17 protein-coding genes are annotated in these 18,285 nt (G+C 57.4%); 16 read left to right on the top strand and 1 reads right to left on the bottom strand.

All coding sequences use genetic code 11. The annotated features are described in order from the left end of the window. Window positions 1–2 precede the first annotated feature (2 nt). Entirely contained in the window at window positions 3–323 is a 321-nt protein-coding gene (locus H8709_RS04705) for a hypothetical protein (RefSeq protein WP_262397209.1), read from the bottom strand. A gap of 97 nt (window positions 324–420) precedes the next feature. Between H8709_RS04705 and H8709_RS04700 the strand changes: the two genes are divergently transcribed. The 16 genes from H8709_RS04700 to H8709_RS04625 all read left to right on the top strand — a co-directional run bounded on the left by H8709_RS04700 (window position 421) and on the right by H8709_RS04625 (window position 18,103). After that, entirely contained in the window at window positions 421–684 is a 264-nt protein-coding gene (locus H8709_RS04700) for an HPr family phosphocarrier protein (RefSeq protein ID WP_191481716.1), read from the top strand. Window positions 685–855: 171 nt separating this feature from the next. After that, window positions 856–2,679, top strand: coding sequence for an excinuclease ABC subunit UvrC (gene uvrC, locus H8709_RS04695; protein WP_262397208.1), 1,824 nt, complete (start codon window positions 856–858; stop codon window positions 2,677–2,679). A 238-nt stretch (window positions 2,680–2,917) separates the two neighbouring features. Then, the gene (rsmD, locus tag H8709_RS04690; protein WP_262397207.1) at window positions 2,918–3,487 is read left to right on the top strand and encodes a 16S rRNA (guanine(966)-N(2))-methyltransferase RsmD; all 570 of its coding nucleotides are present in this window, start codon (window positions 2,918–2,920) and stop codon (window positions 3,485–3,487) included. Between the two features lie 55 nt (window positions 3,488–3,542). Further along, window positions 3,543–4,034, top strand: a complete 492-nt coding sequence (gene coaD / locus H8709_RS04685) for a pantetheine-phosphate adenylyltransferase (RefSeq protein WP_262397206.1) — start codon at window positions 3,543–3,545, stop codon at window positions 4,032–4,034. A gap of 90 nt (window positions 4,035–4,124) precedes the next feature. Continuing rightward, window positions 4,125–4,577, top strand: a complete 453-nt coding sequence (locus tag H8709_RS04680; protein WP_262397205.1) for an ATPase — start codon at window positions 4,125–4,127, stop codon at window positions 4,575–4,577. A 212-nt stretch (window positions 4,578–4,789) separates the two neighbouring features. Beyond that, window positions 4,790–5,209 (top strand): division/cell wall cluster transcriptional repressor MraZ, encoded by a 420-nt coding sequence (gene mraZ / locus H8709_RS04675; RefSeq protein WP_262397204.1) that lies wholly within the window; start codon window positions 4,790–4,792, stop codon window positions 5,207–5,209. A 16-nt stretch (window positions 5,210–5,225) separates the two neighbouring features. Further along, a complete protein-coding gene (gene rsmH / locus H8709_RS04670; protein ID WP_262397203.1) occupies window positions 5,226–6,155 on the top strand; it encodes a 16S rRNA (cytosine(1402)-N(4))-methyltransferase RsmH in 930 nt (309 codons plus the stop codon). A 28-nt stretch (window positions 6,156–6,183) separates the two neighbouring features. Beyond that, window positions 6,184–6,666: a hypothetical protein gene (locus H8709_RS04665; protein WP_262397202.1), complete on the top strand. Its 483-nt coding sequence runs from the start codon at window positions 6,184–6,186 to the stop codon at window positions 6,664–6,666. A 113-nt stretch (window positions 6,667–6,779) separates the two neighbouring features. Next, on the top strand, window positions 6,780–8,996 hold the full coding sequence (locus tag H8709_RS04660) for a penicillin-binding transpeptidase domain-containing protein (RefSeq protein ID WP_262397201.1): 2,217 nt from the start codon (window positions 6,780–6,782) through the stop codon (window positions 8,994–8,996). A 138-nt stretch (window positions 8,997–9,134) separates the two neighbouring features. Further along, window positions 9,135–10,604: a UDP-N-acetylmuramoyl-L-alanyl-D-glutamate--2,6-diaminopimelate ligase gene (locus H8709_RS04655; protein WP_262397200.1), complete on the top strand. Its 1,470-nt coding sequence runs from the start codon at window positions 9,135–9,137 to the stop codon at window positions 10,602–10,604. A gap of 12 nt (window positions 10,605–10,616) precedes the next feature. Then, window positions 10,617–12,029, top strand: coding sequence for a UDP-N-acetylmuramoyl-tripeptide--D-alanyl-D-alanine ligase (locus H8709_RS04650; protein ID WP_262397199.1), 1,413 nt, complete (start codon window positions 10,617–10,619; stop codon window positions 12,027–12,029). Further along, window positions 12,023–13,036 (top strand): phospho-N-acetylmuramoyl-pentapeptide-transferase, encoded by a 1,014-nt coding sequence (mraY, locus tag H8709_RS04645; protein ID WP_262397198.1) that lies wholly within the window; start codon window positions 12,023–12,025, stop codon window positions 13,034–13,036. Before H8709_RS04650 ends, mraY begins: the two co-directional genes overlap by 7 nt. Window positions 13,037–13,088: 52 nt before the next feature. Then, window positions 13,089–14,216: a putative lipid II flippase FtsW gene (gene ftsW, locus H8709_RS04640; RefSeq protein WP_262397197.1), complete on the top strand. Its 1,128-nt coding sequence runs from the start codon at window positions 13,089–13,091 to the stop codon at window positions 14,214–14,216. Between the two features lie 54 nt (window positions 14,217–14,270). Next, the gene (gene murG, locus H8709_RS04635; protein ID WP_262397196.1) at window positions 14,271–15,401 is read left to right on the top strand and encodes an undecaprenyldiphospho-muramoylpentapeptide beta-N-acetylglucosaminyltransferase; all 1,131 of its coding nucleotides are present in this window, start codon (window positions 14,271–14,273) and stop codon (window positions 15,399–15,401) included. A gap of 437 nt (window positions 15,402–15,838) precedes the next feature. Further along, on the top strand, window positions 15,839–17,092 hold the full coding sequence (gene murA, locus H8709_RS04630; protein WP_262397195.1) for a UDP-N-acetylglucosamine 1-carboxyvinyltransferase: 1,254 nt from the start codon (window positions 15,839–15,841) through the stop codon (window positions 17,090–17,092). Between the two features lie 51 nt (window positions 17,093–17,143). Further along, window positions 17,144–18,103, top strand: a complete 960-nt coding sequence (locus tag H8709_RS04625; protein ID WP_262397194.1) for a cell division protein FtsQ/DivIB — start codon at window positions 17,144–17,146, stop codon at window positions 18,101–18,103. The last annotated feature ends 182 nt before the right edge of the window (window positions 18,104–18,285 follow it).

Here is an 18,285-nt window from a genome sequence, read left to right as displayed (position 1 = left end):
GGTCACAGCCGATGCACTTTTTTCGCGCTGTGGCATAGAATTAAGAGTGGGATGCGCGAAGAAACTTTTTCGGGAAAAGGGCGCCGTTGTATGAACGCTCTTTTTACGGGCAAAATAACAAAGCAGTTGGTTGCATTTGTCAGGTGTACAGGCATTTTCAGCAAAAACTTGAGGTAAAAATTGGATGTTTGCACAGCTTTTCCACAGGCAAAGTGTGTAATGTGCTGTTGTTGTTGAAAAAATGTGGTGAGAATAAACAAATCCAGGGGTGAAATTTCGGCTGCAACTGGAAAACAAGCAGAAATTCCCTGAAAAAAGTTCAAAAAGCGATTTTTTGTCGTTGACGAAGGTTGTACATATGTTATAATAAAGACTGTGACTACGAGACTATATTAATTCATACATTGGGAGAGTAAGAATATGTTTGTAAAAGATGTTACTGTTCAGAATCAAGTCGGCCTGCATGCGCGTCCCGCCACCTTCTTCATCCAGAAGGCCAACGAGTTCAAATCCTCCATCTGGGTAGAAAAAGAAGAGCGCCGGGTCAATGCCAAGAGCCTGCTGGGTGTTCTTTCCCTGGGTATTGTCGGCGGCACCACCATCCGCATCATCGCTGACGGCGCTGACGAGGAGCAGGCGGTAGACGGCCTGGTCAAACTGGTGGAATCCGGTTTCGCCGAGTAGTTTTTCGTGATTTCGCAAGATGAGGTACGGCGCGTTGTGTGATGCAGCGCGCCTTTCTTTTTGCATGAAAACGGCCGCGCCCACATGGTTAGGCCGGATGATTTAGAAAAATAGTTCCGATCAGCAACCCTGCTCAGGGGTCGGAACCGCAGAATAAAGGAGGTGAGCGGCGTGCAGGACGAAATCCTGGAACGGCTTAAAAAGAAGGTCAGCGGCCTGCCCCTGGCTCCGGGGGTGTACATGATGAAGGACAAGACCGGGCATATTATCTATGTGGGCAAGGCCAAGGCCCTCAAAAACCGGGTGTCCAGCTATTTCCGCGCCATCGAGAACCACCATCCCAAGGTCTATCAGATGGTGCAGAACGTCTACGATTTCGACTACATCGTGGTGGACAGCGAATATGAGGCCCTGGTTTTAGAATGCAGCCTCATCAAGCAGCATGCCCCCAAATATAATATCCTGTTAAAAGACGACAAGGGCTACCATTATATCAAGGTGGAGAAGAAGCCCTGGGGCCGGATTTCGGAGGTCAAGCAGTTTTTAAACGACGGGGACGAGTACATCGGCCCCTATGTCAGCGGCTTCATCGTCAAGCAGATGGTGGACGAGACCAACAAGGCTTTCAAGCTCCCCACCTGCTCCCGGCGTTTTCCCGCCGAAATCGGGAAGGGGAGGCCCTGTCTCAACCGGCACATCGACCTGTGCATCGCCCCCTGCACCGGCCGGGTGAGCGAGGCGGAGTACGGGGAGATTCTGGCCCAGGCGGTGGACTTTATCAAAGGGGGGAGTGAAAACTCCCTCAAAAGCCTGCGGAAGATGATGGAGGAGGCCGCCGAGGCACTGGACTTCGAGCGGGCGGCCCGGCTGCGGGACCGCATCAAGGCCATCGAGAAGATTTCCGAGCACCAGAAGGTGGTCCTCTCCAAGGTGCCCGAACAGGACGTCATCGCCCTGTCCCAGCTCGGACGCACCGTCTGCGCGGTGGTGCTCAAGTTCCGTGGCTCCAAGCTCATCGACAAAAAGGACTTCCTCCTGGGGGAAGTGGAGAGCATCGACAGCGCCCGCAGCGAGTTTCTCATGCGCTACTACGACACGGGCGGGGACATCCCGCCCCAGATCGAGCTGGACGCCCCCTGTGAGGACCAGGACCTGTTCGAAGAATACCTCACTGAAAAGGCGGGCCGCCGGGTTCATATCCACGTGCCCCAGCGGGGAGAGCAGCACGACCTGGTGCTCATGGCCAAGGAGAACGCCTCCCAGCGCCTCTCCCACGAGACGGCCCGCACCGGCCGGGAGATCGCGGCCCTCGACGAGCTGGCCAGGCTCCTGGGCCTGCCCCATCCGCCCCATTACATTGAGGCCTACGACATCTCCAACATCGGGGAATCCACCATCGTGGGGGGCATGGTGGTCTTCGAGGAGGGGCGGCCCCTCAAGCAGGCCTACCGCAAGTTTGCCATCAAGGAGCAGCAGGGACCCGACGACTACGCCGCCATGACCGAGGTGATCACCCGGCGTCTGAGCCGCTATCGGGAGGGGGACCCCCATTTCTCCGTCCTGCCCGACCTCATCCTTCTCGACGGCGGAAAAGGGCATGTGAGCACCATCCTGCCGGTGGTGCGGGCCATGGGCTTTGACATCCCGGTCTTCGGCATGGTCAAGGACGACCGGCACAGGACCCGGGCCATCGCGGTGGACGGAGGAGAAATCTCCATCAATTCCAATCGGTCGGCCTTCTCCCTGGTCACCGCCATCCAGGACGAGGTTCACCGCTTTAGCATCCGGTACAGCCGCCAGAAGCATCAGAGCGGCGGCTTCCAGCTCATGCTGACCCGCTGTGAAGGCATCGGCCAGACCCGGGCGGTGGCGCTGCTCAAGCACTTTAAGACCGTCAAGGCCATCCGGGCGGCGACGGTGGAGGAGCTGTGCGAGGTCAAGGGGATGACCCGGACGGCGGCGGAAAACCTCCACGCCTTTTTGCAGGAAAACTGAGACGGAAAAAGACAACTTGACAATTGACGGACGCTGTCTGATAATGTATAGTAATGACGAAGTATCCGTTTCCCGGCGTTTTTCCCGGGAAATGTTTGAGTTTAGCGAAAAATAGCTTGCGGCGAGTCGATCACTGCCGGCCCCAAAGGGTGAAGACTGCCGCAGTTTGGAAAAAGTGAGCCGATGCCGGCCGGCGGATCCGTTTGGGGAAACCGCGGAGGCCCGGCGCAGCGGCGGAATGGAGAAACCCATGAGAGTAATCACCGGTTCGGCCCGGGGGAGAAAGCTCGCCACCCTGGAGGGGCGGGACGTCCGGCCGACAACGGATATGGTGAAGGAAGCTATGTTCAGCATCCTTCATTTTGAAATGGAGCAGGCCATGGTGCTGGACCTGTTCGCGGGCTCGGGACAGCTTGGCATCGAGGCCCTCAGCCGGGGCGCCCGATGCTGCATCTTTGTGGACCAGAGCACGAAAGCCCAGAGCGTCATCAAGCAAAACCTGGCCGCCACCCAACTTAGTTCCAAAGCGCGGGTAGCCGCCATGGACGCGAAGGCTTTCCTCAAAACAACCAATGAAACTTTCGACGTTGTGCTCTTAGACCCGCCCTATGACAGCGGCATCCTGCCCGAGATCCTGCCCCTGGCGGCGGCCAGGATGAGCGACGGCGGGGCCATCCTCTGCGAGACCAGGCTTCACGAGGAGTTGCCGGAGGAATGCGGCCCATTTGTCCTCAAAAAGAAATACCGGTACGGCAAGATCGCCCTGACCCTTTACAGAAAGAGAGAAGAGGACGGGGAAGAGGAATAAAGGAGAGCATGACCGGCGCGCCGGGAGGCGGGACCGGGGAAAGCGGGGGGAGCAAATGAAAATTGGCATCTGTCCGGGGAGCTTTGACCCCATCACCAAAGGGCATCTGGACATCATCAAGCGGGCGTCGGCCCTCTTTGACAAGGTGATTGTCCTGGTGGTCCACAACCCGGCCAAGCATCCGGCCTTTACGCCGGAGGAGCGGGTGGATCTCATCGAGCGGAGCATCGCGGAGCTCAGTAACGTGGAGGTGGACGTCTACGGCGGACTGCTGGCCGATTACTGCCGCATCAAAAACGCCAATGCCATCATCAAGGGCTTGCGGGCCGTCTCCGATTTTGAGTACGAGTTTCAGATGGCACTGACCAACAAAAAGTTAAACCCCAGCTGTGAAACTGTTTTCCTCACCACCAGTGCGGAAAACATGTACTTATCTTCCAGTATCGTCAAGCAGGTGGCCCAGTTCGGGGGCGACATCGGCGACTTCGTACCCCGCCAGGTGCTCTACGACATCGAGCAGCGCCTGATGAACAAAGACGCGTTTTAGCGGAGTTGATCCGGCCGGCACCCGGAATACCAATAAACAGGCGTTTCGGAGGAACTTTTGGGTTCTTCGGGATGCGGATGGGAGGCATTTATGAATATCGAAGAAATTTTGGATGTACTCGACGAGATGCTGGACAAGGCCTGGAGCCTGCCGCTGACCGGCGGACGCTGTGTGGTGGACGCCGAGCGGGTCAGGGAGCTCATCGACGACATCCGGCTGAATATGCCCACGGAGATCAAACAGGCCAAGGCCATTGTCTCCGACCGCAGCGACATCATCCTCACCGCCAAGAAGGAGGCCGACGCCCTCATTAAAAAGGCGGAGGACCGGGCCCGCGCCCTCATCGCCCAGGAGGAAGTGGTCAAGCAGTCCCAGGCCAAGTCCGCGGAACTGGTGAGCCAGGCCCAGTATAAGGCCCGGGAAATCCGGCAGGCGGCCAATCAGTTTGCCGACAACGTGCTCAAAGAGGCGGAGGAAGTGCTCAATACTTCCCTTGGTCAGGTGAAAACGACACGGTATGCGTTAAAGAACCCAAAACGCTAGGAAAATTGTGGAAAGTAACAAAAACACCCTTCCAATTTTTGTTGGAGGGGTGTTTTTTTGCCAAATTTTAGATTGTAAATTCTGGAGAAATCTCCAAATCTCTATTGCAATTTAAAAAGTCAACCGTTATAATTAGAGAAAAGTGGTGAATAGTGGTTAAAAGTGGTTAACTAAACCTGGTTCCCAGGTGGATTTTGGAGGAGGTGGGGAAAATGCTCATCGGCGAATATTCGCACAGTCTCGATGCCAAGGGCAGAGTGAACTTTCCCGCCCGTCTCCGGGAAGATCTGGGGGACCGGTTTGTCATCACCAAGGGGCTCGACGACTGCCTGTTTGTCTATTCCTTGGAGGAATGGTCCAAACTGGAGGAGAAGCTCTCCGAGCTGCCCCTCTCCAAATCCCGGATGCTCAAGCGCTTTTTCTACGCGGGGGCCGTGGAGGTGGAAGGGGACAAGCAGGGCCGCGTCATCATCCCCCAAAACCTCAGAGAATACGCGGGGCTTTCCAAAGATGTGACCGTGGTGGGCGCTTCCACCCGGGCGGAGATTTGGGACAGCGCCAGGTGGACAAGCTACTGCGACGGCATCTCCTCCGATATGGTGGCAGAGGCCATGGACGAGCTTGGATTCTAAATGAGGGAGTAACGCTTTGGAATTTCGTCATTATTCGGTGATGTTACATGAATGCATCGACGCTTTGGCCATCCGACCCGGCGGCATTTATGTCGACGGCACGGCGGGAGGCGCCGGTCATTCCAGCTTGATTGCGTCCAGACTCAGCGAAGGCGGGCGCCTTATCGCGCTGGACAAGGACCCCGACGCGGTGGCCGTCGCCACTGAGCGGCTGCGCCCCTATCCCGGCGCGCAGGTGGTCCAGTCCGACTTCGCCCAGATGGACCAGGTTCTCGACAGCCTGGGCATCGGCCAGGTGGACGGGGTGCTCCTCGATCTAGGGGTTTCCTCCTTCCAGCTGGACACGGGGGAGCGGGGCTTTTCCTATAATTATGACGCCCCGCTGGACATGCGCATGAGCAAACAGGGCATGAGCGCCTACGACATTGTCAACACCTATTCCGTCCAGGACCTCACCCGGATTCTGCGGGAGTATTCCGAAGAGAAATTTGCCTTTCCCATCGCTAAAAATATAGACAGGGCCCGGCGTCAAAAGCCGGTGGAGACCACCTTCGAGCTTTGCGAGATCGTCAAGTCCTCCATCCCAGCCGCCGCCCGCCGCACCGGCGGACATCCCGCCAAACGTACTTTCCAGGCGCTGCGCATCGCCGTCAACGCGGAGCTCGAAAGCCTATCTCTGGGCGTGGACGCGGCCTTTGCGCGCCTTTCCCCCGGCGGCCGGCTGGCCGTCATCACCTTCCATTCGTTGGAAGACCGGATGGTCAAGCAGAAATTCGCCGCCCTATGCCGGGGCTGCACCTGCCCGCCCGACTTTCCCGTGTGCGTGTGTGGCAATACGCCTAAGGGAAAACTTCTTTCCCGCAAGCCCATCGAGCCCTCCGCCAAGGAACTGGAGGAAAACCACCGGAGCCATTCGGCCAAGCTCCGCGTGATTGAAAAACTGTAGGCCGAAGAAACCGACAAGGGGTGATTTGATGCAATACAGCCGCGAAAGCACTGCCTATGATCTTTCCAAATTTGAACGCAAGCCGGAGAGAAAGCCTCAGATGCAGGTGATCAAGGGACGCAAGGAAAAGAAAAAATCCAACGCCGTGCCCATCATCAAGGCCTTCTTCGCCGCGGTGATCGTCATCGGCATCACCTCCCTGATGATTATTAACCGCATCACCCTCACCGAAATCGGCGAGGACATCAACGACGCCAACGCCAATTTGGAGATTCTCCAAAGCGAGAATACCCGGCTCAATGTGGAGCTGGAAGGGAAGATGTCCTTAAAGAACATCGAGGATAAGGCCAAAAATGAACTGGGGCTGACTAAAATGAACAACTACCAGGTCCAGTACCTGAGCCTGACCGAGGGGGATAAGATCGAAATCACGGAGCCAAAATCCGGAGGAGGTATCCTCAGCACCATCACCGGCTGGTTCGACAAAATAAAGGAATACCTGGGTTCGTGACAAAATAAGTATGTAAAAGAAACATCAAGAGTTAAGCGGAAGTCTTGACTCTTAATTTTTTAGAGAGACTGAGATCGGAGGCGGCCAATTTGTCCAAAGGACCGACGAGCAAAATGAGAAAGAGGATGATGGTCATCCTGTGCGGCCTGGCCATTGTCGGCTTTGCCACCCTGATTGTCAGGCTGTGCATCATCCAGCTGGTGGAAAGCGACATCTATCAGAGCAAAGCGGAAAAACAGCAGATGCGCGTCACCACCATCAGCCCCAAGCGGGGTACCATTTACGACCGCAACATGAACGTGCTGGCCCAGAGCGCCACGGTGTGGACCGTGTTTATTTCCCCGGTCGACATCAAGGACGCCGCCCAAAAGGAGCTCATCGCCACCGGCCTTTCGGAGCTATTAGAGGTGGACAAAGAAAAGATCCTGGAAAAGTGCGAAAAGAAAAACTACTACGAAGTCATCAAGAAGCGGATCGAAAAGCCGCTGGCAGACAAGGTGACCCAGTTTGCCACCGACAATAAGATTTCCGCCATCAATATAGAGGAAGACAACAAGCGCTACTATCCCTACGGCAACTTCGCCGCCAACATCTTAGGCTTTGTGGGCGAAGACAACCAGGGCCTCAACGGCATCGAGAGCTACTATGACGAGGAGCTCAGCGGGACGCCGGGCCGGGTGGTCTCGGCCAAAAACGCCTGGGGCAGCGACATGCCCTACAAGTACGACCAGATGATCGACCCCAAGGACGGCAACTCCGTCGTCCTGACCATCGACGAAACCATCCAGCACTACCTGGAAAAGGCATTGGAGACGGCCGTCGTGGAAAATAACGTCAAGAACCGGGCGGCGGGCGTCGTCATGAACGTCAAGACTGGGGAAATCCTGGCCATGGCCAACAAGACCGACTTTGACCCCAACGACCCGTTTACCGTCACCGACACCTACGCCTTGGAGCGGCTTAAAGCCGTGGAAGGGGACGAGGAGGCCTATAAAAAGCAGCTGCAAATTGAGCAGACGGCCCAATGGAAGAACAAATCCATCACCGAGCCCTATGAGCCCGGTTCCGTCTTTAAGATTCTCACCGCGTCCAGCGCCCTGGACCTGGGCACCAGCAAATTGACCGATTCCTTCACCTGCACCGGCCACTACCAGATCGGCGGCCGGACCATCGGCTGCTGGAAGTTGGCGGGGCACGGTACCCAGGACTTCGCGGGCATTGTCAAGCACTCCTGCAACCCGGGCTTCATCATGGTGGGTACCCGGATGGGCGGGGAAAACTTCTATAAGTACTTTGAGGCTTGGGGCCTGACGGAAAAGACCGGCATCGACCTCCCCGGTGAGGAGGGAGGCTCCTCCAGCCTGTACCACAGCGAGGCGACTTTGGTCAAGAGCCCCCACACCTTGGCCGTCAGCGCCTTTGGCCAGACCTTCAAGGTTACCCCCATTCAGCTGATCACCGCCGTGTCCGCTGCCATCAACGGCGGCAACCTGATGAGTCCCTATGTAGTCAAGAACATCGTGGACGCCGACGGCAACATCGTCAAGTCCACCGAGCCCACCGTCAAGCGCCAGGTCATCAGCAGCGAAGTGTCCTCCACCATCTCCTCCATCTTAGAGCGGGTGGTCTCCGACCCGGACGGCAGCGGTAAGAGCGCCTACATCGCCGGCTACCACGTAGGTGGTAAGACCGGTACCTCCGAAAAGATCGATAAAAAGGACGAAAACGGCAACGAGCCCCATATCGCGTCCTTCCTGGGCTTTGCGCCCGCCAACGACCCGCAGATCGCGGTACTGGTTATGCTCGACGAGCCCTTCATGCAAAACGTCTACGGCTCCGTCATCGCGGCCCCTGTGGTCAAAGAAGTGCTGGAGGAAGCGCTGCCCTACCTGGGCGTCGAGCCCCAGTACACGGCCGAGGAGCTTGCCAATATGGACATTTCCGTCCCCTCCGTCCTTAAGATGGAGGTGGAGAAGGCGAAAGCCGCCATCACTGAAAAGAGTCTGAAAGTGGAAGTGGTGGGAAGCGGCGCCACCGTCATCAAGCAGGTGCCTTTGGCCGGCCAGCCCATCCCACGGGATGGCAAGGTCATCCTCTACACCGAGGAGGGCAACGTGAGCAACCAGGTGAAGATGCCTAACGTCAAGGGCATGACGGCGCTCCAGGTCAACCAGACGCTGACGAACTTAGGGCTCAATGTGAAGCTCTCCGGCATCGACCTCAACGGCAGCACCACCATCTCCTCCAAGCAGTCCATTCCGGAAGGCACCATGGTGGAAGTGGGTACCGTCGTCGAGGTGAGCTTCGTCAACAACGACCCGGTAGAGTAACACAAAAAGAAATTGAACCGAGGAAAAACGCTATATTTGCGACAACATATGCTCATAATAGGGATGCCGGATCGGTAGGGTCCTGCGTCCCAAACGCGCCGAAACGACAAAATCCGGCGCGCAGACAGGAGGGTTATCATGAGACTGCGTCAATTGCTCCAAGCAATCGGCTATGGGGGGGAACCGACCGACTGCGAGGTCGCGTCGGTCACCTGTGACTCCCGCCGGGTGGAGCCGGGCAGCGTCTTCGTGTGTATCAAAGGACTCAAATTCGACGGCCACGACCACGCCCAAAAGGCGGTGGAGGCCGGCGCCTGCGCCGTGGTGGCGGAGCATCCGCTCACCCTGAACGGATGCGAGAATGTCATTGTGACAAAGGATACCCGGGAGGCTTACGCCCTGCTTTCCGCCGCCATCTGCGGTTTTCCGGCCAAAGGCCTCAAGCTCATCGGCGTCACCGGCACCAACGGCAAGACCACCATCACCAACCTCATCAAACATATTCTGGAAAGCGCCGGAAAGCGGGTGGGCCTCATCGGCACCATCCACAACCAGATCGGCGATATGCTCATCCCCGCCAAACATACCACCCCCGACCCCGGGGAACTGCACGTCCTCTTCAAACGGATGGCGGCCGCCGGGTGCGAGTATGTGGTGATGGAGGCTTCCTCCCACGCCATGGACCAAAAGCGGCTCTTTGGCTGTGAGTTCGAGGCGGCGGTATTCACAAATCTCACCCAGGACCATCTGGACTATCACGGCACCATGGAAAACTACTTCGAGGCCAAGGCCAAACTCTTCGCTCAGGCCAAAAACCTGGTCATCAACTACGACGACCCCTATGGGCAGCGCCTCATCGAGCGCTATCAAGGCAAAAAGAACATGATCACCTACGCCGTCGAGGACGACCGGGCCGACTATGTGGCCAAGAATATCAAGTTTGCGCTTTCCTCCAACAAATTTGCCCTGGTGGGTAGCGGCGTCATCGCCCGGGTCAATTTCTGCATGCCCGGCCGATTCTCGGTGGAGAACGCCCTGGCCGCCGCCTGCGCCTGCATGGCGCTGGGGCTCAGCTTTGAGGAGGCGGTGGAGGGGCTCAACACCTGCACCGGCGTCCGGGGCCGCACCGAGGTGCTGGATACCGGCGACGCGGGCTTCACCGTCATCTGCGACTACGCCCACTCCCCGGATGGGCTGGAAAAGGTGATGGGAGCGCTCAAAGAATTGCACCCCAAGCGCCTGGTGGCCCTCTTTGGCTGCGCGGGCAACCGGGACCGGACCAAACGCCCCAAGATGACGGCGGCGGTGGCCAAATACGCCGACTTTGCCATCTTTACCTCCGACAACCCCCGGGACGAGGACCCGATGCAGATCATCGAGGACGGGTTGCCCGGTTTTGAGGAATATAAGATTCCCTATAAGGTCATCGTGGACCGGTACCAGGCCATTCAGTGGGCGCTGGACCACGCCCAGCCCGGCGACCTGCTGGTGCTGGCGGGCAAGGGACACGAGGACTATCAGGTGCTTGACTTCGGGACCATCGGCTTCGATGAACACGAGATTGTGAAGGACCTGCTGCAAAAGAAGAAAAACAAAGCAAAATCTTAGCATAGAGAGAATATGGCAGCGACGGAGGGAGCGGGGAAGAGCATGATAGAGCTTTTAGTCAGTGAGATTGCCCAGGCGCTGGGCGTCCCCTTTGAAGGCGGCGGCACGGTCAGGGAAGTGAGCACCGATTCGCGGACCATCGGCCCGGGGAGCTTGTTTGTGGCCCTGCCCGGCGAGCGGTTCGACGGCCACGACTACATCGCCAAGGCCTTCGCGGCGGGCGCCGCGGCCTGTGTGGCCGAGCGGAAAGTGTCCACCGGGAACCCGGTGTGGGATGAGAGAATCCTCGTGGTGCCCGACAGCCAGCGCTCCCTGTTACAGATTGCGGCCTACTACCGGCAGAAGTTTTCCTTCCTGTCGGTGGGAGTCACCGGCAGCGTGGGGAAAACCACCACCAAGGACATGATCGCCGCCGTACTCTCCAGCCGCTTTGCCACCCTCAAGACCCTGGGCAACGAGAATAACGAAATCGGCCTGCCCCGCACGGTCATGCGTCTGATGCCCGACACCCAAGCCGCCGTCTTCGAGATGGGCATGAGCGGCTTCGGGGAAATCCATGACCTGACCCTCTGCGTGCGCCCGGACATCGGCGTTATCACCACCATCGGCGTCTCCCACATGCTGCAACTGGGCTCGCGGGAAAACATCCTGAAAGCGAAAACGGAAATCTGCGACGGGATGGCCGACGGAGCGACACTTCTCCTAAACGGCGATAATGATCTGCTTCAAAACTACCAAAATCGACGGCTCAATGTGGTAAAATATGGAATTGATGGCCTCGATTGCGCCATCTCCGCGAAAAATATCCGAGAGGCGGGGGAGGATACCCACTTTTCCATCTCCTATGAAGGCAATGCTTACCCCTGCACCCTGCCCTGTATCGGGCGGCACAATGTGTTAAACGCCCTGGCCGCCTTCGGCGTGGGCGTCTTTGCCGGCATCCCGCCCCAAAGCTGCGCCGACGCCCTAAACGGCTACCAGCCGTCGGGAATGCGTCAGCGGATGCGGGAGTGCCGGGGCGTTCGGATAGTAGAAGACTGCTACAACGCCAGCCCCGATTCCATGCGTGCGGCCATTGAGACCCTTTCGACGATGGCATGCGCGGGTAAGAAGCGGATGGTGCTGGCGGATATGCTGGAGCTGGGGGAGATTTCCCAAGATTCCCACCGGCAGATCGGCGTCTTCGCCGCCCAAAAGGGCGTCGACGCGCTTTACTGTTACGGCGGGGAAGCCCGGCGCCTGTACGAAGGCGCCAGAGAGGCAGGGCTTAAGGACTGCCGCTGGTTCCCCGACAAGGAGACTTTAACCGAAACGCTGTGCCGGGAGGCGGTGGAGGGGGACATTCTCTGGTTCAAGGGGAGCCGGGGAATGAAGCTGGAAGAAGTAATCACAAGGTTCTGCGAGGAGTGTAAAGACAAATGTTAAGTTCTCTGTCAACGATTGTCGCTGCGGTCATCGGCTTTGGGCTGACAGCGGTCATGGGATTCTGGTTCATTCCTTTTCTCAAAAGGGTCCACTATGGACAGACCATCAACGACATCGGCCCCACTTGGCACAAGAATAAACAGGGAACCCCCACCATGGGCGGCATCATGTTCATCATCGGCGTGGTGGTCGCGGTGGCGGTGGGTTTCGGCATCCTCACCGCACAGACAGGCGTGATGACAAACCCCAGTTACAAGGTGCAGAACACCCGTCTCATCGCGGGGCTCATCATGGCGCTTTGTTTCGGCTTCGTGGGCTTTGTGGACGATTACATCAAGGTGGTCAAAAAGCGCAATTTGGGACTGACCGCCCGGCAGAAGCTGGTCATGCAGTTTCTCATCGCCATCCTCTATCTCTTCACCCTCTACCTGAGCGGCGACACCAGCACGGAGCTTTGGTTCCCGCTGATCGGCTACCTCAATTTCGGCATTTTCTACTACCCGCTGATGGTGCTCTTTATCGTCTTTATCACCAATGCCGTCAACTTGACCGACGGCATTGACGGACTGGCAAGCTCGGTCACCTTTGTGGCCGCCATCGGCTTTATGCTCATCACCATGATTATGGGCTTTACCGGCATGGGCATCCTGGCCACCGCTTTGGCGGGGGCCTGCATCGGGTTCCTCGTCTGGAACTTCCATCCGGCGAAGGTCTTCATGGGGGATACCGGCTCCATGTTCTTAGGGGGCATGGTGGTGGCCCTGGCCTTCGGGGTGGGACTGCCGGTCATCCTGATCTTGGTGGGCATTTTGTATATCATCGAGGCGCTCAGCGTGATCATCCAGGTGACTAGCTTCAAGCTCACCGGCAAGCGCGTCTTCAAGATGAGCCCCATCCACCACCATTTTGAGATGTCGGGGTATAGCGAAGTGAAGATCGTGGCGCTCTTCTCCCTCATCACAGCCATCGGCTGCGCGTTGGCAGTGTGGGCGGTCATGAGCATCTGAGCACCCCATCCGTGTACGAAACAAGCGAACCATATTGGGAGGTCGTAAGGCTTTGAAAGAAAAAAAACTCGTCAAACTGAAAAAAGGCCCCATAGACCTGACCTTTTTGATCTTGGTGCTGATTTTAGTCATCTTTGGCCTGATCATGCTCTTTTCGGCCAGCTATGCCTATGCCTATTACCACGACGGCGACAGCTTTTTTTACATCAAAAAGCAGCTGATGTGGGCGGCGTTGGGCATTTTGGCCATGATCTTCTTTTGTAACTTCGACTACCACTTCTTCCACCGGCTGGCCTTCCCGATCTACGCGGTGGCCATCCTGCTCTTAGTAGTGGTGCTCTTCATGGAGCCCCTCAACGGCGCTCGACGATGGATTAACTTCGGCATCGGCACCTTCCAGCCTTCGGAGATCGCAAAGTTTGCCATCATCGTCACCTTCGCCCAGCTCATCGCCATCAACGGCAACAAGATGAGCACCTTTAAATACGGCACGTTGCCTTTCGTTTTATTGCTGTGCGCCATCGCCGGACTCATGGTTTTGGAGCCCCACCTTTCGGGCACCATCCTGATTCTCTCCATCGGCTGTATCATGATGATCGCCGGCGGCACCAACCTGAAGTGGTTCGCCATCGCCGGCGGGGTGCTCCTTGCCATTGTGTTGGTGGCCATCTTCGTTCCGGGTGTAGTGGACTACGCCATGAGCCGTATCCACCACTGGCTTGACCCGTTCTCCGACCCCCAGGGCAAGGGCTTCCAGACCATCCAGTCCCTGCTTGCCATTGGCTCCGGCGGGCTTATGGGCCTGGGGCTGGGCAACTCCCGGCAGAAGTACCTCTATATCCCCGAGCCGCAAAACGACTTCGTCTTCGCCATCGTTTGCGAGGAGTTGGGCTTTATCGGCGCCACCATCATCGTCATCCTCTTTGCGCTGTTGGTGTGGCGGGGCTACGTCATCGCCATGCGCTCCCCGGACAAATTCGGCTCCATGATTGCGCTGGGCTGCACCACCCAGGTGGGCATCCAGGCCATCCTCAATATCGCGGTGGTCACCAACACCATCCCCAACACCGGCATCAGCCTCCCGTTTTTCAGCTACGGAGGCACGGCGCTGTGTATGCTGCTGGCGGAGATGGGCATTATCCTCTCGGTGAGCCGATACAGTGCCTTGGAGAAAACCTAACAGGAAAGAACAGCCGGCTAAGCCGGAATTCTAATAGTAAAGGGTGCATGGATTATGAAAATTTTGTTTGCAGGCGGCGGGACGGCGGGCCACATCAATCCCGCCATTGCCGTGGCATCCTATATCAAACAGCGCCAGCCCGACGCCTCCATCCTCTTTTGCGGCAACCCCCACGGCATGGAGGCCTCCCTGGTGCCCAAGGCCGGCTTTGACTTTGCACCCATCAAAGTCAAGGGCTTTCAGCGGCAGCTGAGCCTTCGCAACATCAAAAATAACGCCATGGCGGTGGCTTATCTCGCCACTGCCGGGGCCAGAGCCCGCCAGATCATCAAGGACTTTCAGCCCGACGTGGTCATGGGGACCGGCGGCTATGTCAGCGGTCCGGTGGTACGCAAGGCCGCCCAGATGGGGGTTAAGACCATCACCCACGAGCAAAACGCCTTCCCCGGCGTGACCACCAAGCTCCTTTCGGGCTACGTGGACAAAATCCTGTTGGCGGTGCCGGAAGCGAAAAAGTATCTGGGGGAGTGTGATGACAAATGCGTCATCACCGGCAACCCCATCCGGGGCAGCGTCCTCAAGGCGGACCGGGACGTCTCCCGCATTGAGCTCGGCATCCCGGACGACAAGGTGTGCATCCTCTCCTTTGGGGGCAGCCTGGGGGCCAGGAGAATCAACGAGGCCATTGCGGATCTCATCGCCTGGCACTATAAGCGGGGCAAGATCTGGCACATCCATGCCACCGGCTCCTATGGAGTGGATTTGCTGCCCGAGCTGCTCAAAGAAAAGGGCGTGGACCTGACCGGCTGCAAGCATATCTCCATCCGGGAGTATATCGACGACATGCCCCGGTGTCTGGCGGCGGCCGACCTGGTCATCTCCCGGGCGGGGGCCATCACCCTCTCCGAAATCGAGGCGGCGGGCCGGGCCTCCATCCTCATTCCCTCCCCCAATGTGGCGGAGAACCACCAATACCACAACGCCATGGCGCTGTATAACCGCAACGCCGCGGTGGTCATCGAGGAAAAGGATTTAACCGGGGAACACCTGTGCAAGCAGGTGGAGGAGCTTATCTCCGACCCGTTTACCCTGCGCCACCTGGGCAACAATGCCCGCTCTATGGCTATTATCGATTCCAACGAGCGCATCTACCGGGAGATTCTATCTCTGGTGGAGAAAAAATAGCGCAGCTATTTTTTTGCGCGAGAGGGGCGGAGCGCAAAGCGCGGATGCCCCAGCGCATTAGATTTGATAGCGTAGCTAGAAAATAGCGCAGCTATTTTTTTGCGCAAGAGGGACGGAGCGCAAAGCGCGGATGCCCCAGCGCATTAGATTTGATAGCGCAGCTAGAAAATAGAAAGGCCGCTTGTCCCGGGTGAGGACAGCTTTGCCGGGATTTCATAGAATAATCGAGAGACAAGAATCCGAAAAAAAGAGGGAAACGGCATTTTTCATTCCTCAAACCAGGCGTTGCAGCCCGAAAGTGCCATGCACAAAGATTTGCACCCCCGCATAAGATGAGGTTGCAAGGGTGATCGTCCGATGTGCCTACAAATCTGCTCTCACTGAGAACAGGACGGATCCACCCTGCCTTTGTATTTGGGCGAAAGGGTGCGTGAAAAATGTCGAGATTAATTGTAGAGGGCGGCACTCCCATCCAGGGGGAAATCTGGGTGCAGGGAGCCAAGAACAGCGTCCTGCCGATTCTTGCCGCCACATTGCTCTGCGAGGGGCCCAGCGTCCTACATAACTGCCCCCGGCTCTCCGATGTGGACGCCGCCGTGCAGATTTTAGAATATCTGGGCTGTCAGGTAAAAAGGGCGGGGGACACCCTGACGGTATTGCCGGATACGGCCTGCCGCTATGACATCCCCGACGATCTGATGCGGGAGATGCGTTCTTCCATCGTCTTTTTGGGTGCGATCATCGCGCGCTGCCAGAAGGCGGCGATTTCTTACCCCGGCGGCTGTGAGCTGGGTCCTAGGCCCATCGACCTCCACTTGCAGGCGCTGCGCAAGCTTGGCACCGAGATTGTGGAGGAACACGGCTTTTTGGACTGTCAGAGCCATGGAAGGCTAAGGGGCGCAAAGATCGTCCTGTCCTTCCCCAGCGTCGGCGCTACCGAAAATATTATGCTGGCGGCCTGTACCGCCAAAGGAACCACCGAAATTATCAACGCGGCCAGAGAGCCCGAAATTGTGGACCTGGCCGATTTTCTCACCAAATGCGGCGCCAAGATCAAAGGCGCAGGGGAGGGGACCATCGAGATCACCGGCGTGGAAGAAATCCACGGCGCGGAGCATCACGTCATCCCCGACCGGATTGCGGCGGCCACCTATCTCAGTTGCGCTGCCATCACCGGAGGCGACCTCACTTTGCGCGGATGCAGCCCCGACCAGATGAAATCGGTACTGCCCCTGTTTGAAGAGGCAGGCTGCCGGCTCGATTACGAGGGGGAGAACATCCACATTTGGGGAACTGTACCCCTCAAACCCCTCAAACTCGTGCGGACCATGCCCTATCCGGGATTCCCCACTGATGCCCAGGCGCCACTCATGGCCATGACGACCCTGGCCAAAGGGGCCACCATCTTTGTGGAGAATATCTTTGAAAACCGGTATAAACACGCCTATGAGCTGATGCGCATGGGTGCGGACATCAAGATTGAGGGCCGGGTCGCGGTGGTGGAAGGGGTGGACGCCCTCCACGGCGCGCAGGTCTGCGCCACCGACCTGCGGGGCGGGGCGGCGCTGATCACGGCGGCGCTTGCGGCCCAGGGGGAAACAGTGATCACAGGGGTTCATCATATCGACAGAGGATACGAGACAATTGAGAAAATTTTGACAGCAGTTGGAGCTAGAGTGAAACGGGAATGAATACAGCTTGCGGAGGTCAAAATGGGAAGTGCAAACGACAAACGAAAAAGAATGGCGAACACGCCGGAAAACGCAAGGGCATCCAACGGACGCAGACATCGCAAAAAGCACAAGAAGAACAACACCATCCTCTATGTGCTGCTGATGATCTTCGTCCTTGGTGCGGGAATTTATCTGACCTTCAACGTTTTCTTCAAGGTGGAGAGCTTTGCCGTGAGCGGCAGCGACAAATACTCCACCAATCAGGTGCTGCAGGCAACCCAGGTGAATTTGGGGGACAACCTGTTTAAAATCGATACCAAAGTGGTGGCCGGCCGGATTACGGCGGCCCTGCCTTACATAGAATCGGCTAAGGTCAGCCGAAAGCTCCCGTCGGAGCTCACCATCGAGCTCACTGAGGCCACCGTCATCGGTGCGGTCAAGACCGGGGATACCTACTGCCTCATCAGCCACGGCGGCAAAATCTTAGAAACCGGCGCCAAGGACCCGCCCGCGGGGGCCGCGGTGGTCAGCGGATTGGAACTAACTTCCCCCGAAGTGGGCAAGTATCTCAACGAGGGGGAAGATTCCACCCGGATTCAGATTCTCAATCAGCTCATCGCCTCCCTGACTCAGTTTGAGATGGTGGATGACGTCACCCTCATCGACGTCTCCGACGCGCTCAACCTCTACCTGACCTACAAAAACGCCATCAAGATCGAGCTGGGCTCCAAGGCGGAGATCCCTTATAAGATCAGCTTTGTGAAGAAGGTGCTGGAGCAGGAGAACATCGAGAACCAGGAGGGCCTCATCGACGCCAGCGGCGCGGTGGACGAGGACAAGCCCAATGTCCGCTTCCGGGCGGGGGACTTCGACGAGATCATGGGCTATGTGACTACGCCGCCGGTGACCACTTCCGCGCCCCCGGCTTCCTCAGGGGAGGGGAGCACCGGTTCGGGCGGCCCGGAGGGCGATTCCAATACGCCGGAACCCCAAGCGCCGGCAGAAACGCCCTCCACCCCCCAGCAGTAGGGCGGTTTTACCGTTTGTGTGCAGTGAAACCGGCTTTTTTATGAAAAAAATACAGTTTTTCCTGTCCGGTTCTTGAAATTATGCGTAGGATCTGTTAAATTATAAGGTATATAGAATGTATCAACATCTTGTGCATATTTGAGATTGACATAGAAAATACATAAACCATCTTGTATTTGGTT

Origin of the sequence: Zongyangia hominis, assembly GCF_014385095.1 — a bacterium.
Lineage (GTDB): Bacteria > Bacillota > Clostridia > Oscillospirales > Ruminococcaceae > Zongyangia > Zongyangia hominis.
Note: the sequence above shows the minus strand (reverse complement) of the source record. Positions and strands in the feature narration are given on the sequence as shown.